Origin of the sequence: Micromonospora sp. NPDC049230 (assembly GCF_040647875.1) — a bacterium.
Taxonomy (GTDB): domain Bacteria; phylum Actinomycetota; class Actinomycetes; order Mycobacteriales; family Micromonosporaceae; genus Micromonospora.
Genome location: NZ_JBEZCZ010000020.1, coordinates 67,992 through 93,984, shown reverse-complemented (window position 1 = coordinate 93,984; position 25,993 = coordinate 67,992). Strand labels below are relative to the sequence as shown.

The 25,993-nt window shown below is 69.9% G+C and carries 23 protein-coding genes and 3 pseudogenes; 11 read left to right on the top strand and 15 right to left on the bottom strand.

What is annotated here, in order from left to right; all coding sequences use genetic code 11:
* Positions 1–163: 163 nt before the first annotated feature.
* The 3 genes from AB0A95_RS18645 to AB0A95_RS18635 all read right to left on the bottom strand — a co-directional run bounded on the left by AB0A95_RS18645 (position 164) and on the right by AB0A95_RS18635 (position 3,901).
* Positions 164–625, bottom strand: a complete 462-nt coding sequence (locus AB0A95_RS18645) for an MEKHLA domain-containing protein (RefSeq protein ID WP_357556974.1) — start codon at positions 623–625, stop codon at positions 164–166.
* Positions 622–2,103 carry a hypothetical protein gene (locus tag AB0A95_RS18640; protein ID WP_357556973.1) on the bottom strand — a complete coding sequence of 494 codons (1,482 nt, stop codon included), beginning with the start codon at positions 2,101–2,103 and terminating at the stop codon, positions 622–624. The genes AB0A95_RS18645 and AB0A95_RS18640 overlap by 4 nt, the downstream gene beginning before the upstream one ends.
* Before the next feature lie 133 nt (positions 2,104–2,236).
* Positions 2,237–3,901 carry a protein kinase gene (locus AB0A95_RS18635; protein WP_357556972.1) on the bottom strand — a complete coding sequence of 555 codons (1,665 nt, stop codon included), beginning with the start codon at positions 3,899–3,901 and terminating at the stop codon, positions 2,237–2,239.
* Positions 3,902–4,168: 267 nt separating this feature from the next.
* On the opposite strand from AB0A95_RS18635, the gene AB0A95_RS18630 reads away from it, so the two are divergent.
* Positions 4,169–4,342 carry a hypothetical protein gene (locus AB0A95_RS18630; RefSeq protein ID WP_357556971.1) on the top strand — a complete coding sequence of 58 codons (174 nt, stop codon included), beginning with the start codon at positions 4,169–4,171 and terminating at the stop codon, positions 4,340–4,342.
* A 74-nt stretch (positions 4,343–4,416) separates the two neighbouring features.
* On the opposite strand, the gene AB0A95_RS18625 is transcribed toward AB0A95_RS18630, so the two are convergent.
* The gene (locus tag AB0A95_RS18625) at positions 4,417–5,490 is read right to left on the bottom strand and encodes an alkene reductase (protein WP_357556970.1); all 1,074 of its coding nucleotides are present in this window, start codon (positions 5,488–5,490) and stop codon (positions 4,417–4,419) included.
* Positions 5,491–5,604: 114 nt separating this feature from the next.
* Here AB0A95_RS18625 and AB0A95_RS18620 point away from each other — a divergent pair, with 114 nt between their 5' ends.
* Positions 5,605–6,051: a MarR family transcriptional regulator gene (locus tag AB0A95_RS18620; protein WP_357556969.1), complete on the top strand. Its 447-nt coding sequence runs from the start codon at positions 5,605–5,607 to the stop codon at positions 6,049–6,051.
* Between the two features lie 53 nt (positions 6,052–6,104).
* Here AB0A95_RS18620 and AB0A95_RS18615 read toward each other — a convergent pair whose 3' ends face one another.
* Both AB0A95_RS18615 and AB0A95_RS18610 read right to left on the bottom strand, forming a co-directional pair.
* On the bottom strand, positions 6,105–6,467 hold the full coding sequence (locus AB0A95_RS18615) for a hypothetical protein (protein WP_357556968.1): 363 nt from the start codon (positions 6,465–6,467) through the stop codon (positions 6,105–6,107).
* Positions 6,468–6,722: 255 nt separating this feature from the next.
* Complete coding sequence (locus tag AB0A95_RS18610; protein ID WP_357556967.1) at positions 6,723–8,984, bottom strand: hypothetical protein; 2,262 nt, start codon at positions 8,982–8,984, stop codon at positions 6,723–6,725.
* A 192-nt stretch (positions 8,985–9,176) separates the two neighbouring features.
* Here AB0A95_RS18610 and AB0A95_RS18605 point away from each other — a divergent pair, with 192 nt between their 5' ends.
* Positions 9,177–10,070, top strand: coding sequence for an LLM class flavin-dependent oxidoreductase (locus AB0A95_RS18605; RefSeq protein WP_357556966.1), 894 nt, complete (start codon positions 9,177–9,179; stop codon positions 10,068–10,070).
* Positions 10,071–10,113: 43 nt separating this feature from the next.
* Here AB0A95_RS18605 and AB0A95_RS18600 read toward each other — a convergent pair whose 3' ends face one another.
* Entirely contained in the window at positions 10,114–10,431 is a 318-nt protein-coding gene (locus tag AB0A95_RS18600; RefSeq protein ID WP_357556965.1) for a hypothetical protein, read from the bottom strand.
* 122 nt (positions 10,432–10,553) lie between these two features.
* On the bottom strand, positions 10,554–10,754 hold the full coding sequence (locus AB0A95_RS18595) for a hypothetical protein (protein ID WP_357556964.1): 201 nt from the start codon (positions 10,752–10,754) through the stop codon (positions 10,554–10,556).
* 27 nt (positions 10,755–10,781) lie between these two features.
* Here AB0A95_RS18595 and AB0A95_RS18590 point away from each other — a divergent pair, with 27 nt between their 5' ends.
* From AB0A95_RS18590 to AB0A95_RS18570, 5 genes and pseudogenes are all read left to right on the top strand, one after another.
* Positions 10,782–11,162, top strand: coding sequence for an E3 binding domain-containing protein (locus tag AB0A95_RS18590; protein ID WP_357556963.1), 381 nt, complete (start codon positions 10,782–10,784; stop codon positions 11,160–11,162).
* Between the two features lie 75 nt (positions 11,163–11,237).
* A pseudogene (locus AB0A95_RS18585) lies at positions 11,238–11,330 on the top strand (hypothetical protein); the annotation flags it as partial.
* 61 nt (positions 11,331–11,391) lie between these two features.
* On the top strand, positions 11,392–11,649 hold the full coding sequence (locus AB0A95_RS18580; protein WP_357556962.1) for a 2-oxo acid dehydrogenase subunit E2: 258 nt from the start codon (positions 11,392–11,394) through the stop codon (positions 11,647–11,649).
* Between the two features lie 70 nt (positions 11,650–11,719).
* Positions 11,720–12,343, top strand: a complete 624-nt coding sequence (locus AB0A95_RS18575) for a hypothetical protein (RefSeq protein WP_357556961.1) — start codon at positions 11,720–11,722, stop codon at positions 12,341–12,343.
* A gap of 26 nt (positions 12,344–12,369) precedes the next feature.
* On the top strand, positions 12,370–13,770 hold the full coding sequence (locus AB0A95_RS18570) for an NAD-dependent succinate-semialdehyde dehydrogenase (protein ID WP_357556960.1): 1,401 nt from the start codon (positions 12,370–12,372) through the stop codon (positions 13,768–13,770).
* A 323-nt stretch (positions 13,771–14,093) separates the two neighbouring features.
* On the opposite strand, the gene AB0A95_RS18565 is transcribed toward AB0A95_RS18570, so the two are convergent.
* Positions 14,094–14,879: a GH25 family lysozyme gene (locus AB0A95_RS18565; RefSeq protein ID WP_357556959.1), complete on the bottom strand. Its 786-nt coding sequence runs from the start codon at positions 14,877–14,879 to the stop codon at positions 14,094–14,096.
* A 552-nt stretch (positions 14,880–15,431) separates the two neighbouring features.
* Here AB0A95_RS18565 and AB0A95_RS18560 point away from each other — a divergent pair.
* Positions 15,432–18,296, top strand: a complete 2,865-nt coding sequence (locus tag AB0A95_RS18560; protein ID WP_357556958.1) for a BTAD domain-containing putative transcriptional regulator — start codon at positions 15,432–15,434, stop codon at positions 18,294–18,296.
* Positions 18,297–18,390: 94 nt separating this feature from the next.
* On the opposite strand, the pseudogene AB0A95_RS18555 reads toward AB0A95_RS18560, so the two are convergent.
* Positions 18,391–18,576, bottom strand: a pseudogene (locus tag AB0A95_RS18555) (NADPH-dependent FMN reductase); the annotation flags it as partial.
* 193 nt (positions 18,577–18,769) lie between these two features.
* On the opposite strand from AB0A95_RS18555, the gene AB0A95_RS18550 reads away from it, so the two are divergent.
* Entirely contained in the window at positions 18,770–19,711 is a 942-nt protein-coding gene (locus tag AB0A95_RS18550; protein WP_357556957.1) for an NmrA/HSCARG family protein, read from the top strand.
* A gap of 364 nt (positions 19,712–20,075) precedes the next feature.
* Here AB0A95_RS18550 and AB0A95_RS18545 read toward each other — a convergent pair whose 3' ends face one another.
* Complete coding sequence (locus AB0A95_RS18545) at positions 20,076–20,738, bottom strand: TetR family transcriptional regulator (protein ID WP_357556956.1); 663 nt, start codon at positions 20,736–20,738, stop codon at positions 20,076–20,078.
* 252 nt (positions 20,739–20,990) lie between these two features.
* On the opposite strand from AB0A95_RS18545, the gene AB0A95_RS18540 reads away from it, so the two are divergent.
* On the top strand, positions 20,991–22,472 hold the full coding sequence (locus AB0A95_RS18540; RefSeq protein WP_357556955.1) for an MFS transporter: 1,482 nt from the start codon (positions 20,991–20,993) through the stop codon (positions 22,470–22,472).
* Between the two features lie 324 nt (positions 22,473–22,796).
* Here the strand turns inward: AB0A95_RS18540 and AB0A95_RS18535 are convergent, their stop codons facing one another.
* From AB0A95_RS18535 to AB0A95_RS18520, 4 genes and pseudogenes are all read right to left on the bottom strand, one after another.
* Entirely contained in the window at positions 22,797–24,161 is a 1,365-nt protein-coding gene (locus AB0A95_RS18535; protein WP_357556954.1) for an amidohydrolase family protein, read from the bottom strand.
* A gap of 251 nt (positions 24,162–24,412) precedes the next feature.
* The gene (locus AB0A95_RS18530; protein WP_357556953.1) at positions 24,413–24,769 is read right to left on the bottom strand and encodes a nuclear transport factor 2 family protein; all 357 of its coding nucleotides are present in this window, start codon (positions 24,767–24,769) and stop codon (positions 24,413–24,415) included.
* Positions 24,770–25,170: 401 nt separating this feature from the next.
* Positions 25,171–25,469: pseudogene (locus AB0A95_RS18525) on the bottom strand (transposase family protein); the annotation flags it as partial.
* Positions 25,470–25,588: 119 nt separating this feature from the next.
* Positions 25,589–25,888 (bottom strand): hypothetical protein, encoded by a 300-nt coding sequence (locus tag AB0A95_RS18520; protein WP_357556952.1) that lies wholly within the window; start codon positions 25,886–25,888, stop codon positions 25,589–25,591.
* Between the last annotated feature and the right edge of the window lie 105 nt (positions 25,889–25,993).

Sequence of the window (25,993 nt, the reverse complement as noted above, 5' to 3'; positions counted from 1 at the left end):
GCCGGCGAGGACGAGCCCGCGGCGGCGCTGAGAACCGAGCCGGGATCACGATCAGCAGCCGGCGGCGGCCCCAACTCTGTCCCGAGGCCACCGCCGCGACCGCGACCGCGAGCAGACCCGACAAACCTGCCGACCCGAACCGGCGTGACTACCCCGAAAGTAGCTAAACGGTCAGAACGCTCTTCCACCGTCGGAGCAGCGCGGCCTGACCGACGATCGCAGCGCCGGCGTCGAGGACGTTCCAGATCGTGGCGTCCTCGATCCAGAACTGCCGTCCGTCCTTGCGCACCCGCGGGCCGTGATAGCCATCGGCGTAGCCGTCGCGCAGTACGGACGCCATGAACCGGGCTCGCGCGTCGCGGTCCTGCTCCCCCGCGGACAGCCGTGACGGCAGGCCGATGAACTCGTCCGCGCCGTACCCGAAGACCTTCTGGGCCGTCGCGTTGGCATAGATGAACAGCGGGTCCGGCGATGTGTCGTGCACCAGCAGGGCGAAGGGTGCCTCGTGCAGCCACCGCGCGGCTTCGAGTCCCTGTACGCCGTCGGGGACGAGGTCCCGGCCGGCGAGCTTCGCGTAGCTGTCGACAAGTTGTCCGGCCAGTTGTGCGTCGGGTGCTCCGGTCACTGGACGAAGATGTCGACCGACGGGCGCATCTCGGCGCAGATCCGCAGCACTTCGTGGATCGGGTGCTCGGTGAATGTCTTGACCAGCGTGGTGTCCAGCTCGCTGGTGCCGTGGTCGATCGCCGGGTACGCGGTCTGGGTGAGCAGGTAGTCGAAGCGCGGCGCCCATTTGCGCGATCCGAGGCGGGCCGTGGTGGAGCAGTTGTCGACCATGTAGGCCACGCCGCGGGCGTGCATGTACGGGTTGAGCGAGTCGGTGGCTTCGATGACCGACTCGTTGGCGATCTCCGAATAGGGGTGGCCCTTTTCGATGAACGTGTCGATCTGGGCCATCATCACGCCACAGAAGGTGCCCGCGGTGAACGGGTTCAGGGGCAGCGTGTCGTCGTCGCGGGTCTCTCGGGCGATTTCGCCGGCACGCCACATCTCGGCCTGGTCGATCTTGCCCATCGGGAAGCGGGTGAGCCGCTGTCCGGCCAGGATGACGCTGCGGATCTCGTTGCCCGAGGCGACCTCGTCGTAGATCTCGTGGGTGAGCTCCAGCCCGACCGGGTAGGCGGCGGCGTACGCCTGGGCGAAGACCTCGCGGTCCTCGTCGCCGAGCTGCTGGTAGAGCCCGATCAGGCCGTCCTTGGAGACGGTCCGGGAGATGGGCCCGGTCACGCAGTCCACCGAGTTGCGGTACGAGTCGGTCTCGTTCATCCCGGCCTCGCGGAACCGGCGGTAGAGGCTCTCGACGATGCCGTGCACCCCGCCGAGCAGGATGGCCCGCTCGCCGGTCAGGTCTGACAGGTACTCCGAGCGCAGGGTGGTCTGAAAGGTGTAGGGCGCGCCGAGGCCGACGGACCAGCCCAGCGCCCGGTCGACGGCGCGGCCGCTGCGGTCGTGCTCGACGGCGAAGCTGGCGTTGATGCCGGCCCCGTTGGTCTGCTGCCCCTGCACATAGAGGGCCCGGACCGAGGCGCCCATGCCCTTGGGACACACGGCGATCACGTCGACGTTCTCGGGGAACCGGGCGCCCTGCTGGCTCAGGTGGGCCAGCAGGAACCCGTGCGAGAGGCCGAGCGTGGCCCCGGGGCGCAGCGCGGCGAAGACCTGCTCGTACAGCTCGGCCATGGCCGAGTCGGCGATGAGCAGCAGGACCATGTCGGAGGCGGCGATGACCTCGAACATCTCGCCGAGGGTGCCGTCGGCCTCGGTGAAGCCCGCGGCGCGGGCCGCGTCGACCGACTTCGAGCCGTCGCGGAGCCCGACGACGACCTTGAGGCGGTCGCCGAGGGAGTCGCGCAGGTTCTGGGCCTGGGCCGAGCCCTGCGAGCCCCAGCCGATCACCGCGATCTGGTTGATCCCCTCGAACGCGCGGGGCAGCCGGTCGAACAGGTCCCGCCCGCCGCGCACGATGCCCTCGCGAGTTCCGGCGAGGGTGATGTATTCCTTGTCGAAGACGCTGGTCGTGAAGTCCAGCTCGTCGGTGCTCATTACTTTTATTCTCCTCCACAGTCGCGGCGCGTCGGACGCCGCCTACCCGCCGAACGGGCGGTCCGCCCGGAGCTTCATCCGGTGAGTCCAAAAATTCTCTGCGTGCGGTCGTGCGCACGGGGTGTGGAGGTATTCAGTTCCATTTCTGGTTCTCCGCGCCCGTGCATTCCCAAATCTGTGCTGGTACGGCGTTGCCGGAATTGTGGTCGGTCACGTCGACGCACTTGTCGACCTTGACGCTGACCAGGTCGTACCGGCCGTTGAGGTTGAAACGCTGGGCGGACGAACCGTTGCAAGTTCCCATGCCCAGACGGGTGCCGTCCTCGGTGCCTTTGATGTGTACGCACAGCCCGAGGACGCGCATGGTGCCGTCCGACGGGAAGGTGAACTTCTGGCTGTCCCGGGACTGACAGTTCCAGAGCTGGAGGTCACCCCCGGTGTTCCGGGCATCGAGGCAGGTGCCGGTCTCGTGGTTCCAGATCTGGATGCCCGGGGTGATGGTCTGGGCCTTCGTGGTGGTGGCCACCACGGGCGGAGCAGCCGGGTTGGTGGACACCGTGGTCTGCGCGGTGCCCGGTTTGCTCTGTCCGGGCGCCGCGCCGTCACCCGGTTTGACACTGAGTCCGGACGACGGTGGCGGCGCCGCGGGCGAGGGCGGCGTCCCGGCGGTCTTCGCCGTCGGGACGCTCACCGCGACGGGCAGAGGTGCTCGGACGCCGTCAGGCTCAGCGGATGGCGAGGCCGCAGCCGACGGACGGGCCACCGCGTCCGTCCGTTCCTCGGCCCCTTCGGACCGCGTCAACGGCCACCCGGTGGCCGCGACGGCCGCGACGACGATCGCCGCGGCGATCGCCCAGTGACGTCGTCTGTCGCGCCGGGGCGCAGCCGGTGGCAGCGCCGCCGTCGTCGCCTCCGCGGATTTCGCGGCGGCTTCGGGTGTCGCCTCTGATGCGGGCGTCCCGGTCGAGGGGCCCGGATCGTCGTTCATCGCGGCCCGGAGCAGACGTTCCAGCTCGTCCGGGTCGGCGCGTTCGGCCGGATCTCTGCGGAGCAGGGCGTCCAACGCGGGACGCAGGGCACCCGCACGTTCCGGGGGCGTCGGCGGCTCGACCAGCAGGGCGGCCAGGGTCGCCATCGGGGAGGATTTCTCGTACGGCGGACGGCCCTCGACCGCGGCGTAGAGCGTGGCCCCCAACGACCACAGGTCGGCGGCGGAATCGGGCTGTTCGTCCAGCGCCCGCTCCGGAGCCAGATAGGACGGGCTTCCGAGAACCACGCCCGTACGCGTCATCGCCGAGTCGCCGGCCATCTCGGCCAGACCGAAGTCGGTCAGCACCACCCGCCCGCCGTCGGCCAGCAGAACATTCGCCGGTTTCACGTCGCGATGCAGGACGCCGGCCCGGTGAGCCGCCCGCAGGGCGTTCAGGACGGCGAGGCCGATCTCGGCCGCCCGGGCCGGGGTGACCGGGCCGTCCTCGTTGACGACGTCGAACAGCGAGCGTGAACGGACCAGTTCCATGATGATCCACGGCGCGTCCTCGTCGTCCCGCACCACGTCGAAGACGCGGACTACGTTGACGTGGTCGACCTGGGCGAGCGCCCGGGCCTCCCGGATGGCGCGCTCGCGGACGTCACCCAGTTCGGCATCGGTCAGCCCGTTCGGGGCCAGTTCCTTGACCGCGACGTCGCGGTTGAGGAGCACGTCGAAGGCTTCCCAGACGACACCCATGCCGCCCTCGCCGAGCGGCCGGACAAGGCGATAGCGGGCAGCGAGCAACGCGGCTGTTCGATCAGTCACGGGGGCCTACCGTAGCGGCCGGTTCCGGGGTTGGGCAGTCGGTGGTCAAGAGAGAGAAATTACAGGTTGAAGGGCGGTGTCGCGGATCCGTTTGCCGTTTTGCAGCAGGCTGTGCCGTCACCGTCGCAGGGCCCGTGCTGGCGCCACGTCGCGGTGACGTGGTGACGGTTGCCGGGGCAATTGTGACTCCTTTGTGAATGGTCGAATTCCCGCCGTCAGCGCGCGTTTGTGAGGGTGGCGCCCCGTTCGTTCCGGCACGGCGGGGGAGTGGCCATTGTGTTCCCGTCCGCCACCCGACGAGGAATGGGCCATGTCGGCCACGCCGTCGACGGCGCGGTGGCCGCGGCGTTGGACGCGGCACGATCGGCGTTGATGGATGCCATCGACGTCCCGGTCGCCGTGGCCGCTGTCGGCCCGACGCCGGAGGCGGTCCGGGGTTGATCGCCGGGGTGTCCGGATCCCGTCGAGTGGGCAAGGACTGGCCGTGGCGGTCCCTGCCCACCCGGCGCGACCGGTCAGCTCGTCAGGACCGGGTAGTCCGTGTAGCCGACGTGGTCCCCGCCGTAGGCCTTGCTGTAGTCGGGGGTGTTGAACGGGCCACCCACGCGCAGGCGGTCGACCAGATCAGGGTTGGCCATGAACAGGCGGCCGTACGAGACCAGGTCTGTCGCGCCGGTCTCGACGAGCTTCAGGGCCTCGGGGCCGGTGAAGCCGTCGGGCGTGTAGGGGTTCAGGATCAGCGTCCCGGTCCAGCGCTCCCGCAGCATCGGGGTGAACTCGGTGTCCGGGCCCTCGCCGATGTGCAGATAGGCGAGGCCGAGCGGGTTCAGCTCGTCGATCAGCGCCAGATAGGTCTCGCGGTGGTCGTCCTCGACGATGTCGTTGATCGTGACCGTCGGCGAGATGCGCAGACCCACCCGGTCGGCACCGATCGCCTCGGCCACCGAGCGGGCGACCTCGACGGTCAGGCGGATTCGTCCAGCGATCGACGCGCCCCACTCGTCGTCGCGGAGGTTCGCATTGGTGGAGAGGAACTGGTGCAGCAGGTATCCGTTGGCGCCGTGCAGCTCGACGCCGTCGAAGCCGGCCTCGATCGCGTTGCGGGCGGCACCGGTGAAGTCGGCGATCGTCTCGGCGATCCCGTCCGCGTCGAGCTCTTCGGGGACGACGAAGTCCCGCATGCCGTCGGGGGTGAACGCCTGCCCGGCCGCCGGCACCGGGGAAGCGCCCACGGGGGTCAGGGAGCCGGACGCGTACAGCCCGGGGTGGCCGATCCGGCCGGTGTGCATGAGCTGGGCGAAGATCAGGCCGCCGCGGGCGTGCACCGCTTCGGTGACCTTGCGCCAGGCGGCGACCTGCGTCGCGCTGTGCAGGCCGGGCGTGGCCATGTAGCCCTGGCCGACCGGTGACGGCTGGATGCCCTCGGTGATGATCAGGCCGGCCCCGGCGCGCTGGCTGTAGTAGATCGCGGTCAGGTCGGTGGGGCTGGCGCCCTCGCCGTAGGCGCGGCTGCGGGTCATCGGCGCCATCGCCACCCGGTTGCCAGCCTCGTAGCGCCCGATGCGGACCGGGTCGAAAGCGGTAGTCATGGTTGCCTCTCAAATCTCTGTCGTAGACAGGTATTTAGTTTGCACGCAAAGTAATGGGCTGCCAGTGTTCGTGAGCCACTTCACTGTCGGCGACAGGTAAGTAGGATGGAGGTCGTGAGCAGAGAGCCTCAGGCCGCCGCGGGCGGACCGATCTCGCACGCGGTCTTCCGGCTGTCCCGGGCCCACCGGTTGCTGGCCGGGAGGCTGCTGCGCGACCTCGGCCTACACCCGGGGCAAGAGCTGATCATGATGTACCTCTGGGAGCGGGGCCCGGTCCGCCAGTCCGAGCTGGCCGACCGCTTGCAACTGGGCGACTCGGCCGGCACCACCCGCCGGGTGCAGCGCCTCGAGCGGGCCGGCTACGTGCGCCGCGTCCCCGACCCCTCCGACGGGCGAGCCACCCTGGTCGAATCGACCGAGTCGGGCCGGGCGTTACGCCCCCGGATCGAGGCGATCTGGACCGAGCTGGAGACGAAGACCGTCGCCGGGATGACCGATGCCGAGCAGCGCGCGGTGCTGGCCGCTCTGGAGCGGATGGAGGACAACGTCGGGCGTACCTGAGCCGCCCGCGAGTGCAACCCGCACCGCGGAGGAACCGTCCTGGGGGTGTGAGATCACTTCCTCTGGGGCGAGCGGGAGTCGCTTCCCTGCTCGTCTCCGGACTGCTCGTCGGCACGCCGGCGAAGGCGTGCCGCGGTCGAGCCCGGACCCGGACGGCGTGCGCGAGTAGAGGGAGTCGCCGATCGGCAGGAAGCCGCCGGGAGTCCGTCGACCCGATCGAAGCGGTTCCGGCGCTCGGCCGGGAACCGCATCAGCGCCGCCGGTCCCAGCGGCTTGCCGGTGCGGACCAGACTGCCGAAAACCTCGCCGGGCAGCCGGAGAGCGACGTCCAGCAAGCCGGCCTCGTCGGTGCGCAGAGGTGCGCCGGTGAACGCGGAGTGCATCAGCGTGCGGCGGTCGTCCTCCTCGGCCAGCACCCACCCGCTGTGGGGGCGACCAGGTCCGGATGACGCGCCGCGACGGCCAGCGCGGCCTGCCCGCCCGCCGAATGGCCGACCACGATCGGTGACCCGGGCGGCCACGGTGCCGTAATCCCCGTCGGCCAGTACCTTGAACACGTCATAGTGCAGGTCGGGCGGGTGGGCGATCGCTGCCCTGACACCGACGAAGCCGTTGGCGAGGTAAGGGTTGTGCTGGATTGTTGGGCCTCTCCTTGGCGGTGAGTCTTCTTCTCATGGTGCGTTTCCTGCACTGGGAGGGTCGAGTAGCTGCAAGCTGCCCTGGTAGTCGCCCACCACGGCATTGCGGACGGCCTTTGCGGCCACGTCGAACGATCGGTCGCCGCCTTCGGTGGCCGCCGTCGGTACAGGGACGTCGATCCGGGTGGTAGCGGGCCCGACCGCGGTCGTCCACGACGTCGTCAGGCCGGTGCTCAAGTCGCGCAGGAACAGCCGGACCTCGGCCGGCCGAGGTCCGCGGACCCGCACCGGCAGACCGTAGACGCCCGAGTCGTTCACCTTGACGGTCAGGTCACCGAGGTCGACGCGATCGAGCGCGGCTGGATGAGGCGCGGGGGAGCCGGGATTCCAGCCCCATGCGTCGATCAGCCACGCCGGCCGGTCACCGTGCGGGGTGAGGTCGAGTCGAGCCACCGTCCGCACCTTCGCCGGCAGTGGCAGACGCACCTCCTGAGCCCAGCGGGACACCGTCGAGGCGCTGCCGGGCAGCCCGGTGATCGTGGCGGTGCCCAGCTCGGTGCGACGGCCCCGGTCGTCGGTGACCGTGACGTCGAACGAGGTGGCGGGCGCGTTCGGGGGCACCATCAGCCGCATCGTCAAGGCTCGGTACCCGGCGACCGGCATGGCCCGCGCCGGTCGGAGCGTGGCGGTGGCGGGGCCGTCCAGCGCGACGGCATGGCGGCCGGGCTCGGGTGTGCGGAAGGGCATGAAGTGCGGAGAGTCCTCGTACGGCGAGCCGGGGTGGAGGCAGGCGTTCTCAGGTTCGGCGGCGATCTGGTCGCACAGCCGGCCACCGTGGACGGTGAGGGCCGGGCCCGGGATGATCACGGGGGTGCGGTTCCCGCCGATCGCGTGGGCCACCACCCGGGCCGGGCCGGCCGAGGGGGCACGCACGCCGGATCCGTCCAGCAGGGGCCGTACCCGGTCGTCGCCGGTGACGAACAACCGGGCTGCGGCGGCGATGTAGGTCGCACCAGCTGTCTGCTGCTGGCCAGGCGTGAGCCGGGTGGGGGCGAACTCTGGCGTGCACACCGCGTCGGGCTCGTCGCTGACGAAGTCGTCCCAGGCCGGAGCGACCGCTTGCCCCGGGGTGGACTCGGTGTTGAAGTAGCCGTGGTTGGCGCCGACCATGTACAGGGCGCTGTGCAGCGCATGCCCCGAACCGGCTCCCCGGGCGGCGTCGACGTACATCTGGCCCTGCAGGTTGAAGACGTCGCCGTCACAGCCGGGCAGGATCGTCACCGACGGCACGTCCGGCTGCGGATTCTGTCCGAACGCGGTGGGTCCGATCAGCAGCATCCCACGGATCGTCCAGCGCACCGGACCGTCCTGCGCCGCGGCGGGCGGTTCGAGACTGTCCAGGGCGGCCCGGGCGGCCCCTTCACCGCCCCGGGAGTGTCCCACCAAAAAAACCTTCGACAGGTCGGCTTGAGGTACGGCCCGGACGATGGCGGGCGCGCCGGCCCGCCCGGCTCCGGCCCAGTCGGCCCAGCGGGCGAGATGCGTCCGGATCAGGGACGAACGCGCCTGGGCGCCGCCGTCCGCGTCGGCTCGATCCTGACCGTTGACGCCGTTGGCCGAGATCGACACGGTGACGTGGCCCTGCGACGCCAGCAGCCGCTGGGCCTGCAGATAGCCGCGATAGCTGGGCACGGGCTCCGAGCCGGCCGGGCACGGCCACCTCAGGCGGAGCGCGTCCCGGTCGTCCCCGACGAAGCAGGTCCAGCGCCGCCCGTGCAGGAACATGGCCAGGGGCCGCCGGCCCGGGGCGCCTCGAGGCCCCACGACGATGGCTTGTATCTCGACCGGTGCCGGGTAACCCGGCAGTGCGACCCCGGGGAGGGAGTATTCGCCGGTCATCGTCTCGTACGGGCCCTCGACGCCCGGGTCGACGGCGTTCGGGGGCAGGGTGGGCGGCTCGGCCGGCGCCCGGTCCGCCGGCTGCGGGAGGACCCGGGATGTCGCCGCGTCGATCCGTCGGCCGCCCCGGCGGACCTGTAGGTCGCCCGTCGCCCGCGGAGCGCTGCCCCGAAGGACGAACGTACGCAGGTCCGGCGCTTCCTCGGCCCGGCCGAGGAGCCGATCGCCGGACCAGAATTCGACCGCGGCGTCACCGGGCGCGACGACCCGTGGGCTGGTCCAGGTCAGGGTCCGGTCGGCCGAGGTCCAACCGGGCGGCCGCTCTGCCTGGGCCGGTGCGGGCATTCCCAGGAGCAGGGCGCCCGTTGCCGTGGCAGCGGCCATGAGTCTTCGCATGCGGCTTTTTCTACTGAACTCGTGGAAATCCTTCGATCCCCTTTTGGGGGACGTCCCTCCGGCGCCGGCAGCCGGGCCGCCGGTGATGTGCTCAAGAGCACCGTGGTGATCCGCGCCGAACTCGGGACACACTGAGTCACCGACGATCGGAGATCCACAAGTCGTGGGTCGATGTCGCCATGGAGGTGCGAGATGACCGACTACGGACGAGAAATCAGCTTTGGTGTGTTCCCATCGCCGGCCGCGGACGTGCTGAGTGAGACCTTGGCGGTCGCCGCCCTGGCCGACCAGGCCGGCCTCGACATCGTCGGCGTTCAGGACCACCCCTATCAGGGCACGTTTCTCGATACGTGGTCGCTGATGGCCGTGATTCTCGAACGGACGACTCGCGTGCACGTCTTTCCCGACGTGGCCAGTCTGCCGCTGCGGCCGCCGGCGGTGCTGGCGAAGGCCGCGGCCAGCCTGGATGTGTTGTCCGGCGGACGCTTCGAGCTCGGGCTGGGCGCCGGTGCCTTCTGGCCGGGGATCGAGGCTCTGGGCGGCCGGAGCCGGGACGCTCGTTCGGCGGGGGAGGCATTGACCGAGGCGGTCGAGGTAATCCGGCTGATGTGGTCCGACCAGCGGGCCGTGCGGTTCGACGGGCAGCACTACCGGCTCGGCGGCGCCCATCCCGGTCCGCGTCCCGCTCATGACATCGGTCTCTGGCTGGGCGTCGGCGGGCCGAAGATGCTGGCCCTGGCCGGTCGAAGAGCCGACGGTTGGGTGTCGACCAGTAGCTACTACCCGCCGGAAGTGCAGCCGGACATGCATGAGCGCGTCGATGCGGCGGCGACGGCGGCGGGCCGGCAGCCGTCCGAGGTACGCCGGGTCTACAACGTGCTCGGCGTCATCACGGCGGGCGCGTCGCGTGGACCGTTTGTGGGGCCGGTGGATCAGTGGGTCGAGACCCTGACCGAGCTGGCGCTCGGTGGCACGGATACGTTCGTCTTCGGTCCGGGCGACGACGTTCTCGGTCAGGTGCGGCTGTTCGCCGAGCAGGTCGCTCCGGCTGTCCGCCATGCGGTCGGCCGGTCGCGCCTGAGGTGACGATCCCGTGCCGGGCCCCTCGGCCCGACACGGGTCGCTTTCGCTACGAAGCGCGGAAGCTCACATAGTCGCCGGCGGCGAAGGTGGCGAGCCCGCCGAGCTCGATCGGGCCGCCGGTGCAGGCCACGCCGCGGTAGGCGGTCACCCGTTCCGTGTCGCTCCAGGCGACGAGGGAGACAGCGGTGCTCGGGAAGGCGGTGCACGAGCCGTCGGGGTGCGCGAAGTTCGCGACCTGGGTCGTGAACTGGTCACTGTAGAACGACAGGCCCGTCGGTGCGGCTGAAGCCGGTGCGCCGAACAGCGCGACCGATGCGACTGCCGCGGACAGCGCGACTCCGGCGTGGGCAAGGTGGAAACGCATCCTGACAACCTCCGGGGAGTGGACGGATCGACTGCGTCCGATTTTACGATCTTGGTCCGGTGAAAGCATATCGAATGAGAGTGTTGTCCTAGTTCAGTGGTTGAGGTGAAGATCTGGGCAGTTCACGCGTTTGCCTGTGGCGGTGCGGTCGAGCCGCGGATCACGAGCCGCACCGGCAATCGGACCACCCGGCGCATGGTGTCCGGCTCGGTGGAGACGGCCAGGGCCGTGGTCGGCGTCGAGGCCGGCCGCGACGGGGTGCTGGTGCGCACGCTGGTCGAGCTGGGCACCGAGGTCCGGGCGGGTGCGCCGATCGCGCTCATCGCCGAGGTGGGGAACGTCTCGGCGATGTGGACGGGGTGCTACGGGCACTGTCCGGCGACGGGCCCGTCGCTCCGGCCGGCCGGTTTGTGGCTCCGGCCGACCCGGCGCGGGTCTTCTCGAGCCCGCTGGCCCGGCGGATGGCCTGGGACGGCGGTCTCACTCCCGCCGACCTGAGCGCCACCGGACCGGATGGGCGGATCGTGCGTCGCGACGTCGAGAACGCGTTGGCCCGCCAGAATTCCGGGACCGTCAAGCCCGCGCCGGCACCGGCGGCACTCACTCCTGTGATACCCGAAGGCGCCGTCACCGTGCCGCACACCAAGGCGCCCCGGATGATCGAGACGCGGTTGGCCGGAGCAAGCGGACGGTCCTCACTTCACGATGCGGGCCACGGTCGAGGTCGATGACCTGCTCGCGCTCCACGCCCGGGTGAACGAGGTGAGCGATGTGAGGGCTCGGTCAACAGCCTCGTGACAAAGGCCATGGCCGTGGCTCACCTCGCGGTGCCCGACGCCAGTGTGATCTGGACCGGCGACGCGATGGTCAGGTTCTCCGGCGTGGACATCGTGGTCGCGGTCGCTGCCCCCGGCGGGCTGGCGACGCCGGTGCTGCGCGGGGCGGAGCGCATGTCGGTGAGTGTCGGCTCACGCTGTCCACGATCTGCTCGGCGTCGCGGAGTTCACCGCGATCGTCAACCCGCCGCACGCGTCGATCCTGTCGGTCGGCGCGATCGCCGCCCGCCCGGTGGTACTCAGCTCGGGCGAGCTCGCCGCCCGGTCGGCGGTGAACGTCGTGCTCTCGGTCGACCATCGGGCGATCGACGGGGCCCTGGCGGCCGAGTGGATGCGGGCGTTCACCGCCGCGATCCGAGCGACGGCGTCCCTGCTGGTGTGATGGTCAATACTTTGGACTATCAAGAAAATGGACTAGCCTGTGGGCGTCCACTCGTACTCCTGGAGGCGTCATGTCCACCGATCCCACGTTCGCCGCAGCCCTCGCCGAGTTCGAAGCGGCCTGGAACGATCCCGGCACGACCTCGATCGAACTGCCCGCGGTCGACGTCAACAAAACGCTCGCCGAGCAGTACGAGGTCGTTCCGCCGACCCGGATGACCCGCACCCAGGTGTGGGACATGGAGATCAAAAAGGCCTGGGATCCGCTGACCTACATCCCCTACGTGGTCACCGACGGCGTCTCGTGGGCGCGGCGGGACCTGCCGGACGGTCGCAACCACCTGCGCTCCTCGATCCAGAAGGCATGGCTCGACGACACCCGGGGGCGGGTCCTCGAGGACGTCTATGTCAGTCCCGCGACCCAACAGGCGCTTTTCCTGGGCCGGCCCACGATGACCGGGCCGAACGGCGAAGGGCTGACCGCCGACCCCTACCAGCCGCTGTTCCACGTCGACCACGGCGTCGGCGGCACCGAGGAGGAGCCGCTCAACCTGTGGCGGATCGTCGTGCTGACCGAGAAGCCCGACCCTCGGTTCGCCGCCGCGTTCGACAAGCAAGCCGCAGCCGGCGGGCTGCCCGGCTTCCTCGAGGTCTACCTGACTCGCGACCTCGGCGTCGCCGTGCGGCGACGCTGAACGACACCTCTGGAAAGGACTCCGTGGTGACCGCGACTGACCTGTTCATCGGAGGTGTCTGGGGGCCGGCCGCGTCCGGCCGGCGGTTCGATGTCGTCAACCCCAGCACCGGCCGGACGATCGCATCCGTCGCGGACGGAGACGTGCAGGACGCTCTCGCCGCGGTGGATGCCGCCGCCGCGGCCGCGCCCGGCTGGGCTGCGACCGGGCCGCGCGAGCGAGCCGAGATCCTGCGCCGGGCGTTCGAGCTGATGATCGCGCGTTCCGACGCGCTGTCCGAGCTGATCTCCCGGGAGAACGGCAGGGCGCTGCCGGACGCCCGAGGTGAGATCGGGTACGCGGCGGAGTTCTTCCGGTGGCACGCCGGGGAGGCGGTCCGGATCGGCGGAAGCGTGTCCACCGCCCCCTCGGGTGCCAACCGGATCCTGGTCACCTATCAGCCGGTCGGGGTTTCTGTGCTGGTGACCCCGTGGAACTTCCCGGTCGCGATGGCCACCCGCAAGATCGCTCCGGCACTGGCCGCAGGTTGCACGATGATTCTCAAGCCGGCCAGCGACACTCCGTTGACCGCGCTGGCGCTGGCCGAACTGCTGACCGAAGCCGGCGTGCCCGCCGGGGTGGTCAACGTCGTGGCCAGCCGCAGCTCGGGTCGCACCGTCGCGGCGATGCTGCACGACCCGCGGGTCCGCAAGTTGTCGTTCACCGGGTCGACGGAGGTGGGTCGCCGTCTCCTGAAGGAGAGCGCCGACCAGGTCATCAACACCTCGATGGAGCTCGGCGGCGATGCGCCGTTCGTGGTGTTCGCCGACGCCGACCTGGAAGCGGCGGTGGACGGCGCGATGATCGCCAAGATGCGTAACGCGGGGGAGGCCTGCACGGCGGCCAACCGGTTCTGTGTCGAGGAACCGGTGGCCGCCGAGTTCGGCCGCCGGCTGGCCGAGCGGATGGCAGCGATGGTGGTCGGCCCGGCTACCGACCCGGCCACGAGCGTCGGCCCGCCGGTCAACCAATCAGTCGTCGACAAGGTGGACGAGCTGGTCCGCGACGCGGTGCGCCGGGGGGCCACCGCGCTGACGGGCGCCGGCCGGCTCGACCGCGACGGGTATTTCCATGCGCCGACCGTGCTGAACGAGGAGATCTTCGGCCCGGTCGCCCCGATCATGACCTTCGCTGGTGAGGACGAGGCGGTGCTCCTGGCCAACCGGACCGAGTACAGCCTGGTCGCCTATGTCTACACCCGGGACCTGGCCCGAGGCCTCCGCGTCGGGGAGCGGATCGAGGCCGGGATGATCGGCTTGAACCGAGGCCTGGTTTCGCATCCGGCGGCCCCGTTCGGCGGTGTGAAGCATCGCGGGATCGGCCGGGGAGGCGGTCATGAGGGCGTCCTCGACTATCTCGAGTCGACATACATCGCCACGACCTGGTGAGCCGCCGCCGCGGAGCCGGCTCATGCCCGCGTCCCCTCCGCAACGGTCGCGCCCGGCCGGCTCGCCGGGACGTCGGCGCCCGCGACCGGCGGGTCGGCGTGGGTTAGGATCGCCGGCCGGCCGGCGGGTTTGACTGGTCGACGCGCCCCTGCTCGACGATCGCCGCAGCAGCAGGGCGAGGACCGCGGCCACGACGGCGAGCACGGCTGGCGTGCCTGGCCCCAGCGTGCTCAGCAGGGGCAGGCCGGCCACGTGGAGCAGAAGCCCGGTCAGCAGGATCGGCCGCTGCCGGGCCGGCTTGTCGATCAATCGGCCGGCCAGGGTCACCAGCCCGGCCGTCGAGCCGTCGAACACGTCGCGGTCCACGTTGCCGCTGATGCCGGGCACGCTGCCGCCGCTCGTGTACCGCCAGAAGGTGAAGCTGGACCAGCCCGCCGAGACCGTGCCCGGCAATGCGGCGTACGCCACGTGGCGAGCGGCGACGCGGCGAACGCCTTGCTGCCGCCGGTGCACGGGCTCCACCAGTTCGGATTGGTGCAGATGATCGGCCGGACGCCGGTGTGCCGCTGTGCCTCGGCGACGAAGGCCTGGATCCAGGAGAGCACCTGAGCTGGGGTCAACCCGTACCACGGCGACGGGCTTCCCGATCCACCGCAGGGCCATTCGATGTCCAGCATCGGTGGCAGCGTGCGGCCGTCGCGGACGTAACGAGCGTTGTCGAGGGAGAAGTCCACCTGGGCGGTGCCGGTGCTGCGGTCGGGCAGCGCGAAGTGGTAGGCGCCGACGTGCAGGCCGGTTGTCTTGGCCCCGAGATAGTTGGTGGTGAAGTCAGGATCGACGAATTTCGTGTTGTTGGCTGCCTTCAGGATGGCGAACTTCTCGCCGGACGCTGCGACCTGGGACCAGTTGATCGTGCCTTGCTGATGCGAGACGTCGATCCCGCCGACGGTGTAGCCGGCGGGTGGTGCCAGGCCGGGGGTGGGCGTGAGGCCGGCATCGCTGTCGGGCCGGCCGGTGCCCGCATGCGCCTGGCCGTCCCCGGCGGGGCCGGTCGCCAGGACCGGTCCCGCCGGAAGGAGGAACGCGGCGGCGGCGATCGTCGCGATCACCGACCGCAGGATGTGAGGTCTACCGCGGACTGACATATCGATGAAGACGAGGAATCCCGGTCACCCTTCAGCCTCTATCGCATCAAGTGACGCCCGACACACGGCTATTACGGGAGCAGGCCGGCGCGGCGGCGGGGGCAGGGCATTCGCAAGGTCGATTTTTTGACCGTTCAGCTACTTTCGGGATGGTCGCGCCGGTTCGCAGACCGCCGGTCCGGCGGTGCCGTTCGGTCGTGATGCCGAGCGCCTGGCGGTCGGTCGGGGTTGGCGGCGTAGGTCTCGACCTGGTACACGAACTCGGCCTCGACGGTTTCGGCTTCTGCGGTGGTAAACGTATTCACACGCGTCTCACGCCCGAAGCACCCGCTTCCTCAGCCGAGGGGTCTGTGTCTTGGACCACCGGGGCGATCGGCACAGCCGGTGAGCGACGGAAGGTCTTGGCGGGCGCGACCGGACGCTCTGCTTTCCGAAGGAACCCAAGGTCGAGTTGCTCGTAGACTTCGGCCAGCGGTTCCGGGAGGCCGGCAGTCCGGCAAGTCATGGGGTGGTCGCGTGGATCCGTCAGTGTGGCTGGGAGTGCTGGGTACGGTGCGCGCGCGTCACGGCGACACCGAACTCGATGTCGGCGGGCGTCAGTTACCCGCCGTGCTCGGACTGCTGCTCGTCCGCGCCGGAAAGCCGGTGACGTGGGGAGAGTTCACGACCCTGCTCTGGGACGACAGTCCTCCGGCGGGCGCCGAGAACATCCTCCAGCGGCATATCGGCGCACTGCGGCGCATCCTCGAGCCCGGCCTGCCGCCCCGGGCACCGAGCCGCTGGTTGCAGCGCTCCCCGGGTGGCTACCGGCTGGCCGTCGGCCCCGAGTCGCTCGATCTGCTCCGGTTCCGCCAACTCGCCGAACAGGGCTCGCAAGCGGCCGCGGCGGGCGACGCCGCGGCCGCGGCGAAGGCTCGGACGGCCGCGCTGCAGTTGTGGCGCGGGAGGTGCGGGTCCGGAATCGAGGTCGGACCCGCCTTGTCACCGGAGTTCTCGGCCGTCGACCGGGAACGGGTCGACGTGCTCCGGGCCGCGGTCGACGACGCCCTGGCCAGCGGTGAACTCCGGGGCCTGTTGCCCGTCGTGCAGAAGGCCGCCGCCCAGGACGGACTGAACGAAGCGGTGCAGGCCCCGCTGATTCTCCTGCTGGCAGCTTCCGGCCGGCAGGCGGCCGCCGTCGCCGCCTACCAAGCTCTCCGATCGCGGCTGGCCGGGGACCTGGGGGTCGACCCCGGGCCGGAGGTACGCGCCGCCTACGACCGGGTGCTGCGGCAAGAGGTCGTTACCGTGCCGGCCCCGCCCCCTCCGGCCGTGGGTGAGGTTCCGCCGCTGCGGTCCGTGCCGTCGCAGCTCCCGGCGGCCAATCGGTTCTTCACCGGTCGCGCGGCCGAACTGGCTCAGCTCTCCCGGGCGGCCGCCGAGGTGAACCGGGGCCGGTCGTCGTCGGTAATCGTCACGATCGACGGATTGCCCGGCGTCGGCAAGACACTTCTCGCGCTGCACTGGGCGCATCAGATGACCGACCGGTTCCCGGACGGTCAGTTGTTCGTCGACCTGCGCGGCTTCGACCCGACGGAGCCTGCCCTCAGCAGCGACCAGGCGCTGATTCACCTGCTCGCCGGCCTCGGCGTGCCCGATCAGCAGATGCCGGTGGGCACGGACGCGCTGTCGGCGATGTTCCGCGCGATGGTCAACGACCGGCGGTTCCTGATCGTCCTGGACAACGTGCGTGACGAGGAGCAGGTGCGGCCGCTGCTACCGGTCTCACCCGGCAGCCTCGTGCTGATCACCAGCCGGGCCCGGCTCACCGGTCTCGTCGTCACCAACAGCGCGGTGCCCCTGAGCCTGTCGGTGATGTCTTTGGAGGAGTGCCGGGTGGGCGCGCGGGAGCGGATCGGCGCCGACCGGTTCGCAGGCGCGGAGGACGCGCTCGACGAGATCATCAAATACTGCGGACGACTGCCTCTGGCCATGGCCATCGTCAGCGCCCGCGCGCTGGCCAACCCGCAGTGGTCGGCCCGCGAGATCGCCGACGAGCTGCGGGCGGCCGCGCCGCTCGACTTCCTCGACGGTGAGGAACCACGCAGCGATGTGCGGAACGTCTTCTCGTGGTCCTACCGCATGCTCTCCGAGCCGGCGGCCCGGCTGTTCCGCCTGCTGCCCCTGCACCCAGGCCCGGACATCGGGACGGTGACCGCGGCGAAGCTGGCTGGTCTGCCGCCCGAGACGGTGCGCCGCCTGGTGCAGGAGTTGACCCGCACCAGGTTGCTGACCGAGGTCCGGCCCAGCCGGTACGCGTTCCACGACCTGATCAAGGCGTACGCCGCGGAGTTGGGCGCGAGTGCCGACACCGAGCAGGAGCGGGCCACGGCCTTGACCGGCCTGCTTGACTACCTGTTGCTCGCCGGCGACCGCGCGAACCGGATGATGCAGCCGGCGTTCCGGCTCAACGAGGTGAAACAGGCCGACGGCGGCCTCGTGGAGCCGGTGCGCGACACCAAAGAGGCGATGGCGTGGTTCACCGGCGAGCTGACCGTCCTCGAAGCCGCGGTCGATCTGCCCGGCCCGCGCTCCTGGCGGCTGGCCGAGCTTCTGATCCCCTTTTACCAGCGGCTCGCCCTCTATCAACGGTGGGAGTCGACGGCCGGCCACGCGCTCAGCCGGGCCGAGAGCGCTGGTGACCTCGAGGGGCAGGCGGCCATGCACCGCATGATCGCCGGTTCCCTCATGTTCGCCGGGAGTTCGGCTCGCCCGACCGGACCCGACCCTGAGCGCCTCGCCATGGCTGCCCGGCACCTGCAGCGGACCCTTGAGCTCTTCGACGCTCTGGGCAAGGACGCCGCCAAGGCCGAGGTCTACCGCAACATCGGCATGACCGAGCGTGAACGAGGGCAGCACGATCGGGCCCGGTCGCAGTTCGAGCGGGCGCTGGCGCTGTTCGAGGCGCAGGGCGACCGCCGGGGGATGGCCTTGTCGCTGCTCGGTCTGGCCCGGGAACGCGCGGAGCTGGGCGACCTGGAAGTCGCCGCGGACAAGATCGCCCGCGCCGAGACACTCGCGCGAGAGCTCGATGACGTGAATACGACAGCGGCCGCCGTCGCTACCCTGGCGCACATCGTGGCCCGGATGGGCCGGCTCGAGGAGGCACTCGTCCTTTTCGAACGGGCGGAGGAACTCTTCCGCCAGGACGAGAACCGGGGCGAGATGGCCAGCAACGACGTCAGCATCGGTGACCTGCTGGCCGAATGGGATCGCCTCGGCGAGGCGGTGATCTTCTGGTCGCGGGCCCGGGACCGTTATGCCGAGCTGGGCCAGTCCGCCGTCGTCGCCGTCCTCGACCAGCGCTTGGCCGAGACCGCGGCCGACATGTCATCCGGTTGACCGCCCCGTCATCGTCCGGAGTTCTCCCGAAGGTGGTGGGCGGCGTCGCGAAGGGTGGAGGGGGTCCCGGCGGCCGACGCCCGGACGGCCGCGCGCCGTCAGCGGCGATGACCTTGTCGAGGGCCTCTTTGAGGGCCGCCGGCGGGTCGCGCAGTTCGACGACCTCGACGCGCAGTTCGACGTCGCAGTCGGCGCCGCCGGCCACGGCCGCCGCGGCGAGCTGGTCGGCGAGCAGGCGGGTCGAGGACGGCTGGCTCAGGACGGACGAGACGACGACCAGGGTGGGCTGCTTCGTGCGGAGACCTCCCTGGTCTTCTTGGCGGCCAGCAGGGCCGCGTGGGTGGGGGCGTCCGGCACGTGGGCCGGCAACGCACCGCCGCCTCTAGTACAAAATCTTGACAGTCAGGAAAATGGACTAATATATTGCGTGGCAACCGGTGGCCCTTGCCACCCGGCACACGAAGGAGACAACGATGTCCGGCAAAAAAGTGATCTCGGTTGTGGGCGCGACCGGCACCCAGGGCGGTGCGGTGGCGCTGGCGCTGCTCGCCGACGACGAGTTCGAGGTCCGAGCGTTGACCCGCGACCCGTCCTCGGCCAAGGCCCGGGCGCTCGCCGACCTCGGCGCCGAACTGGTCGAGGCCGACCTGTACGACGTGGACAGCCTGCGGAAGGCGTTCGACGGGGCGTACGGCGCCTACCACGTGACCCCGTACTGGAATCACCTGTCGGCCGACAAGGAACTCGAAGAGGTCGAGAATCTGATCTCGGCGTCGACAGCAGGCGGCCTGAAGCACGTGGTGTGGTCGACGCTCGAGGACACTCGCGATGTCATTCCGCTGCACGACGACCGGATGCCGACACTCGACGAGATCTACAAGGTGCCGTGCTTCGACGTGAAGGGCGCCGTGGCCGACCGGCTCTACGAGAAGTCCGGTCTGCCGACCACTTATCTGCGGGTCTCGTTCTATTGGGACAACCTCCTGGGTGATCTCAAACCGCGGCGGGACGCGGACGGTGTCCTCGCGGTGCACCTGCCGTTCGGGGAGACGCCCATCGCTGGGATCGCCTCGGAGGACATCGGGCAGGCGGCGCGCAGCATCTTCCGCCAGCCGGAGGAGACGCTGGGCGCCCTCATCGGGGTGGCCGGCGAGCAGCTGACCGGGGACCAGATCGCCGCCGCGTTCAGCCAGGTGCTGGGCGAGAAGGTCGTCTACCGCCCGGTGCCGCACGACATGTTCCGCGCCTACGGCTTCCCGGGTGCGGTCGAACTGGGCAACATGTTCCAGTACTACACCGAGTTTCCCGACTCCTACCTGGGCAATCGCGACGTCGAGCGCACCCACCAGCTGAGCCCCAACTGGCTGAGCCTGCCCTCCTTCCTCACCCGGCATCGCGACCGGCTCGGCCTCTGAACGACTCTGCCGATCGCGGCGGTGAAGAAGTGCAACGTCGGTTTTCCCTCGGTCGGCGGCGCCGTGCCGGAGACCGGAAGGCGCACTGACGCCACGGTCTTGCCCGCGACGAGTTCGACCGTGGCGCCGAAGACTCCGGCCTGTGCCTCGTACCGTTCGTTGCCCCGCGCGGTTCTGGTATTAGGCGACGATGACGGTGGCCGGATCGCCGACCTGGTTCCAGTCGGGCGACGACACGGTGTGGGCCTGGGTGGTTCCGTCGGTGTAGGTGATGCGTCCGCCGTAATCCGCGACATCGTGGTGTCGGCGGCCGCCGGCTCGGGGCCGGTGCTGCGTGGCGACATGCTCGCGGTGTTGAGGAGTCTCAGCGGGCAGGGGTCGGGGCCCACGGAGGTTCTCTCCGGGCCGGCGGACGTGCTGCGGTCGCTGACGCCGGGTCGCACGGCCCGTCAGGGGGTGCGATGAGCGCCTGCAGGGCCGGACCGGCCAGCCGGAGCACGTCGTCGAGGTCAGCACCGGCGAGGTCGGGCATGCGCAGCAGGTAGCGCTGTGCGGCGATGCCCATCATCATGGCGCTGGCCAGGGCGGCTCGCAGCCGGGCGTCGTCGGCGCGGATGGTAGCGGTCATGCTGTCGACGGCCTCGGCGGTGATGTGGTCACGCAGGATGCCGGCCGCCTCGTCGCTGGTCATGCTGGCCCGCAGCAGGACGGCCATCGGGCTGTTCGGGTCGGCGGCCCAGCTGCGCAACATGCCTCGCAGATAGTTGTCGACGCTCTGAGCCGGGTCGTCGGTCGTGTTGCGCCGCATGGGGATCGTCCAGTGCACCGCGGCCCGGAACAGCTCCTTCTTGGTGCCGAAATATTGGATGACGGAGGACTTGTCGACCTCGGCCGCCACTGCGATCGCCCGGATCGTGGCGCGCTCGTAGCCGACCTCGGCGAACACCGCACGCGCCGCCTCGAGGATCCGGCGTTTGGTCCGCTCACCTTTGCGTTCCGGCCGGGGGGCGGTCTCGTCCCGGCTCATCTGTGGCTCCTCTTCTCAACCTCGTCGGCGAGGCGATCGTACCGGTACCGGTCCGGCAGAACTCGGATCGTCGGCGTTTTCGCAGCTCCCGGTGAGGTTGGCCACGGGCGTCGACGGCGCTGGGGCCGGTAGAGCTAGAGTGGCGAAGATTTTCTCAACGGTTGTCTACTTTTTGTGACGGCGGTCGGCGTGGATGCGCCCCGGATGACCCGGCCGCCCCACGACGGGCAGGAAGTTCGATGGAGGAACCGAATGGCGGCACCGACCCAAGCCAGGCCGTCCACCGCACGAACGGGGACCTCACATCCGGGTCTCGCGCTCGCGGTGATCGCGGCGGCACAGCTCATGGTGGTGCTGGACGGCACGATCATGAACATCGCCCTGCCCAGCATCCAGCGCGATCTGCACGTGTCCGCGTCCGGCCTGTCGTGGATCATCAACTCCTACTTGTTGGCGTTCGGAGGTCTGCTGCTGCTCGGCGGCCGCACCGGGGACCTGTACGGCCGCCGCCGTGTGTTCCGGGCCGGACTGATCGTCTTCACCCTCGCCTCCCTGCTGGGCGGACTCGTCCCGAACGCGGGGCTGCTCATCGCTGCACGGGTGCTGCAAGGGTTCGGCGCGGCCGTCGTCGCCCCGAGCGCCCTGTCGCTGATCACCACGACCTTTGCCGAAGGACCGCCCCGCAACCGGGCGATGGGCGTCTATGCCGCCATGTCCGGCGTCGGCTCCACGGTCGGGCTGCTGCTCGGTGGCGTGCTCACCGACTACCTGAACTGGCGCTGGGTCCTGTTCGTCAACGTGCCGATCGGTCTGGCCGTCCTGGTCGGCACCCGGCTGCTGCCGAGCGGCGGCAAACTGCGTGGCGCGCTGGACGTGCGCGGCGCCGTACTGGGCACGGCCGGCTTGGTGGCTCTGGTCTATGCGATCACCCAGGGCGGTGACCGCGGCTGGGACGACAACGTGACGATCGGGATGTTCGTCGTCGCGCTGGTGCTGCTGGCCGCTTTCCTGCGCACCCAGGTGCACAACCAGCACCCGATCCTGCCGCTGCGCCTGCTGCGGTCGCGCAACCGCGCCGGATCGTACGCGACAATGCTGTTCATCGGCGCTGCCATGTTCGCGACGTTCTACTTCCTGTCGCTCTACATGCAGATGGTCCACGGGTACAGCCCAATCCGTGCCGGCCTGGCCTACCTGCCCTTCAGCTTCGCCATGGGTGTGGCCGCCGGCGTCGGCTCGCGGCTGGTCGGCCGATTCCCGCCCCGGGCGATCGCCACGCCCGGCCTGATCCTCGCGGCCGCCGGCATGGTGTGGTTCAGCACGCTCGCGCCGGCTTCGTCGTACACCACTCATCTCATGCCGGCCATGGTGGTCACCGCCGTCGGTCTCGGCCTGAGCTTCCTGCCGATGACCCTGGGCGCCGTCTCCGGGGTGGAGGGCCGTGACGCGGGCGTCGCCTCGGCGATCCTCAACACCATGCAGCAGATCGGCGGAGCCGTCGGTCTGGCCGTCCTGGCGACCGTCTCGACCGGAGTCGCCGACGGCGTGCTGCCGAACGCCGACGCGGCTTTCTTCCAGGGGCTGGCCGCCGGCGACCAGAGCCTCGTGCACCGTGCGGCCGACGCACTGACCCAGGGCTACACGGCGGCGTTCGCCGGTGCGGCCGCCTTCCTGCTGGTCGCCCTCGTCATCACCGTCACGGCTTTGAACGCGCGGGCCCAGCGGGGCCACTGACCCGGGAATGGGAGGACACTCGATGCGACTCGCGACCAGGCCGGCGCCGGCGCTGTTCGATCCGCCTTCGCAGGTGACGTGGAGACGGCACATCAGTGGATGAGTGCCGGGCCCCGGCCGCCGCGGGGACAGCGCCCCGCGGCGGAAGGTCACCCGTTCCGCTCACCCAGCACGAATCGCCGAGGGCCGGCGTGGACGAGGTTCTGATACTCGGGGTGGGTCTCGATGTACCTCGCGTAGAACGGGGCACAGCGGCACCGTAAGCAGTTGAGGAATGAAGGCCTTACTGTCACACCGTCACCAACATACCGACGGTGGATTCCTTCAGCCCCCGGTGTACCGGTACGGGTTGGCGATACGTTCAATGTCGGGCTGGCTCGGGTTCAGTCCGGCGTTCCAAGCTGCCTCGTCCATCGTGGATCGGACGTGAGCCACGCTCTCCTCGATCACCCGGCGGGCCTCGGCGAGCTCGGCGTTCAGCAGCAGGACGCCGTTCTGCTTGACGACGCGACCGTCGACCAGCACGGTGTGCACATCGCCGACCCCGGCCGACTGGACGATGTGCCCCGCCGGGTTGATGATCGGGAACATCGCCGGGTTCTTGTCGTTCTTGATCAGAACGAGGTCGGCTCGCTTGCCTTCGGTGATGGTGCCGATCTTGTCGGACAGGCCGATCGCCTCGGCACCGCCCCGGGTCGCATAGTCGAGCACGTCGCTGCTGCGCAGCTCGTTGTCGGCCACGGTCTCACCATTAGCATGCGCGTCGAGATGGCTCTTGGCGCGGTCGGCCGAGAGGGTGGCCCGCATGGCGTGCAGCATGTCGCCGCTGACGAGAACGCTGCTGTCGGTGGACAGCGAGGTCGAGATGCCGTGCCGGCGCAGCCGGGCGGTGGGGGAGTATCCCTGGCCGGCGCTGTTCTCGCTCTCGGTGGCGACCGACACGTGACCGCCGGTGGCGGCGATGCGCTGGTACGAGTCGTCGTTCAACGATCCGGTGTGGACGTAGATGACCTTGTCGGAGAGCACGCCGTGGTCGGCCATCCGCCGGAGCCCGGCGTCGTCGGAGCCGCCCCAGACACCGGCGTGGGTGTTGACCCGCACGTCCAGCTCCCGGGCGACGTCGAAAGCGGCCTTCTCGGGGAAGGCCGGGTCGTTGCTGATGTCGAACGCGAGCTGCAGGGTGAGCATGTCACCCTTGCCGTCGATGCGCCGGGCAATGAAATCGCGGAACTCGGGCGTGGTGCCCCACTCCCACGCCCCCTGCATGTGGTTTCCGTAGGCGAGCACCGACCGGCCGCCGACCCTCTCGAGCGCGTCCACCGCGGCGTCGGCGTGGGCCGTCGAGCGCAGCCCGTGCGACCAGTCCACGCTGGTGGTGACACCGGCGTCGAGCGCCTCGAGCGCGCCGAGCAGGTTGCCGGCATAGATGTCCTCGGGGCGGAAGGCGTTCGGGTGGTTGATGTAATAGAAGTAGAAGTAATTGGTGAGCGTCCAGTCGGCGCCGTAACCGCGCAACCCGGTCTGCCACATGTGCCGGTGCGTGTCGATCATCCCAGGAATCAGGATGCCGCCGCTCGCGTCGATCTCGAGCGTCGACTCAGGCACCTCCAGCGCGGTTCCGATGCGCGCGATCCGCCCGTTCTCCACCAGCACGTCGGTGTCGTGCAACGCGGGACGGCCCGGTTCCATCGTCAGCACAATGCCCCGCCGGAAGACGACGGGACGTCCCGCGTTAATTGGTTCGCCTGTCACTGTTCTCAGCTTTCTTGACGACGCTGTGGAGGGAGATTCGCGTCGAACGCTAGGCGTCGGCCGGAGCCGTCACCACGACAGCAAGTCCTGAGAACCCGACAGGCTGTCCAGAAAACGGACCTTCAGATGACCTCCATAGTCGACTCCGGAGGGCTGGTGACGGCAACGCCGACGACCTGTTGGAGCCGTCAGTCGGTGAGCAGAAGGGTATGGACGCTGCTGATCCGGCCGTCGTCAACCAGTGCGATGTCGACTCCACGGACCACGGGCGGCCGGCCTTGCGGTCCGAGCTGCCATTCGAGATAACCGAGGTCGTGGTTGACCCGGACCGGACCGGCCGGGCTGAAGACGAGCCCGGGTGCCCCGTCCAGGATGTCCTGGGCCTTGGCGTTCAGGGCGCCGTGGCCCTCGACGACCTGGTCCGGATCGAAGAAGCGCACGTCCGGCGTATAGGTGCGCGCGATCGCCGCCCGGCGTCGCTCGGGGTCACGCTCGTTGAACACTTCCAGCAGGTTCGCGTGCATGAGTTGCTCGATCGTGGCCATCAGGTGCCTTCCCGTTCCGCCGGTTCGACCGGCAGTTCGCAGGGACATGAGGGGTAGCTACCGCTCGATCAGCTAACGCGATTTCTGGCCGGGAATTCATTGGTGATCTCAGCGAGAGTGGATTTGGGCGGCAGCGGCGATGCCCAGCCATCTGCACCAGGGCCCCGGCAAAGTCGCGGGGGTGCCCGGCCTGTACCGGCGCCGGACACCACGACGGGCGCGAGGACCCGGCAGGTCGGTCAGCGCTGCGGGCAGCCCGGCAGCGGTCTCGGGCACGGTGACAGCCGGTGCGTCGGACACAGACGAGATCAGCGATAGTGGCAGAGCGGGCATGACTCACTTCGGACGATCAACAAGGCGTAGGAGCCTCGATGATCAGCTGAACCCGTCATGCTCGCCCTGCTCCCGCGGGCGCCTTGGTACGCCTTGTCGGCAAGGGTCATCACGTTCGCGCCGCTCAGCGCGTCGATGATGCCGTGGGTGCGGGCTGCGGCGAGTAGGTCGACGGCCTCGCGGACGTAGCGCCAGGCGGTGCTGATGCTGATCGCGAAACCGCTGGCCGGCCGGGTGTAGGTGTCGCCGTTGCGCAGGTGGGCCAGGCGAGCAGAGCTTGTCGGCCGGGGTCGAGGCGCCGCCACCGGGACCGGCGCTGGTATCGCGGCAGGATAAGACGGCACAGCGAGGCTCCCGGTCGGGGCATCGGATCTTGCTCGAATGCTCTGTTGCCGGGAGCCTCGCTCCATGTCCACACCAGACCCTCAGGCCGGCCGTGACCTGCACCTTCTGCCACCAACCTATCCGTCCCGGCCGGGGCCGGCCTCAGTCACCGGAGATCCAGAGGTATCCGCGCGCCCGGGTCGCCTCCTCGATGAGCGCCCCCAGCGCCTGCACGTCGACCCGGAGCTCCGGTTTGCGGCTCGCGATCTCGTCCAGCTCCGCGGTCAGCTGCGGCAGCTGGATCAGATTGATCATGGTGTCGCCATGGGAATCGATCCTCGACACCAGGTGGTGCCGCTCCCGGTCGCTCGCCGCCACCAGGCGTTGCAGCGAGGAGCCTGCTTCCACGCCGGCATGGCGTTGCTCGTGCACCTGGTTCTCGATATACACATCGAGCCCCACCGCCGCGCCTCCTTCACGAAGTGGCAGGCCAGGGCACTGCACACCCCGGCCGGTCAACCTTACGGTCGTCAGTCCTTGCCGGGAATCGGGTACCTCGTTCGCACG

Bases quoted from the DNA above. Each gene is read 5' to 3' on its own strand.
- AB0A95_RS18595 (WP_357556964.1), bottom strand. From the start codon at position 10,754: ATGAGCGCGATCGGCGCACCCGCCCGGACCTCGGTGCCCAGCTCGACC.
- AB0A95_RS18535 (WP_357556954.1), bottom strand. From the start codon at position 24,161: ATGGAACCGGGCCGTCCCGCGTTGCACGACACCGACGTGCTGGTGGAG.
- AB0A95_RS18550 (WP_357556957.1), top strand. From the start codon at position 18,770: ATGTCCGGCAAAAAAGTGATCTCGGTTGTGGGCGCGACCGGCACCCAG.
- AB0A95_RS18575 (WP_357556961.1), top strand. From the start codon at position 11,720: ATGTCCACCGATCCCACGTTCGCCGCAGCCCTCGCCGAGTTCGAAGCG.
- AB0A95_RS18540 (WP_357556955.1), top strand. From the start codon at position 20,991: ATGGCGGCACCGACCCAAGCCAGGCCGTCCACCGCACGAACGGGGACC.
- AB0A95_RS18610 (WP_357556967.1), bottom strand. From the start codon at position 8,984: ATGCGAAGACTCATGGCCGCTGCCACGGCAACGGGCGCCCTGCTCCTG.
- AB0A95_RS18640 (WP_357556973.1), bottom strand. From the start codon at position 2,103: ATGAGCACCGACGAGCTGGACTTCACGACCAGCGTCTTCGACAAGGAA.
- AB0A95_RS18625 (WP_357556970.1), bottom strand. From the start codon at position 5,490: ATGACTACCGCTTTCGACCCGGTCCGCATCGGGCGCTACGAGGCTGGC.
- AB0A95_RS18605 (WP_357556966.1), top strand. From the start codon at position 9,177: ATGACCGACTACGGACGAGAAATCAGCTTTGGTGTGTTCCCATCGCCG.
- AB0A95_RS18600 (WP_357556965.1), bottom strand. From the start codon at position 10,431: ATGCGTTTCCACCTTGCCCACGCCGGAGTCGCGCTGTCCGCGGCAGTC.
- AB0A95_RS18530 (WP_357556953.1), bottom strand. From the start codon at position 24,769: ATGGCCACGATCGAGCAACTCATGCACGCGAACCTGCTGGAAGTGTTC.
- AB0A95_RS18545 (WP_357556956.1), bottom strand. From the start codon at position 20,738: ATGAGCCGGGACGAGACCGCCCCCCGGCCGGAACGCAAAGGTGAGCGG.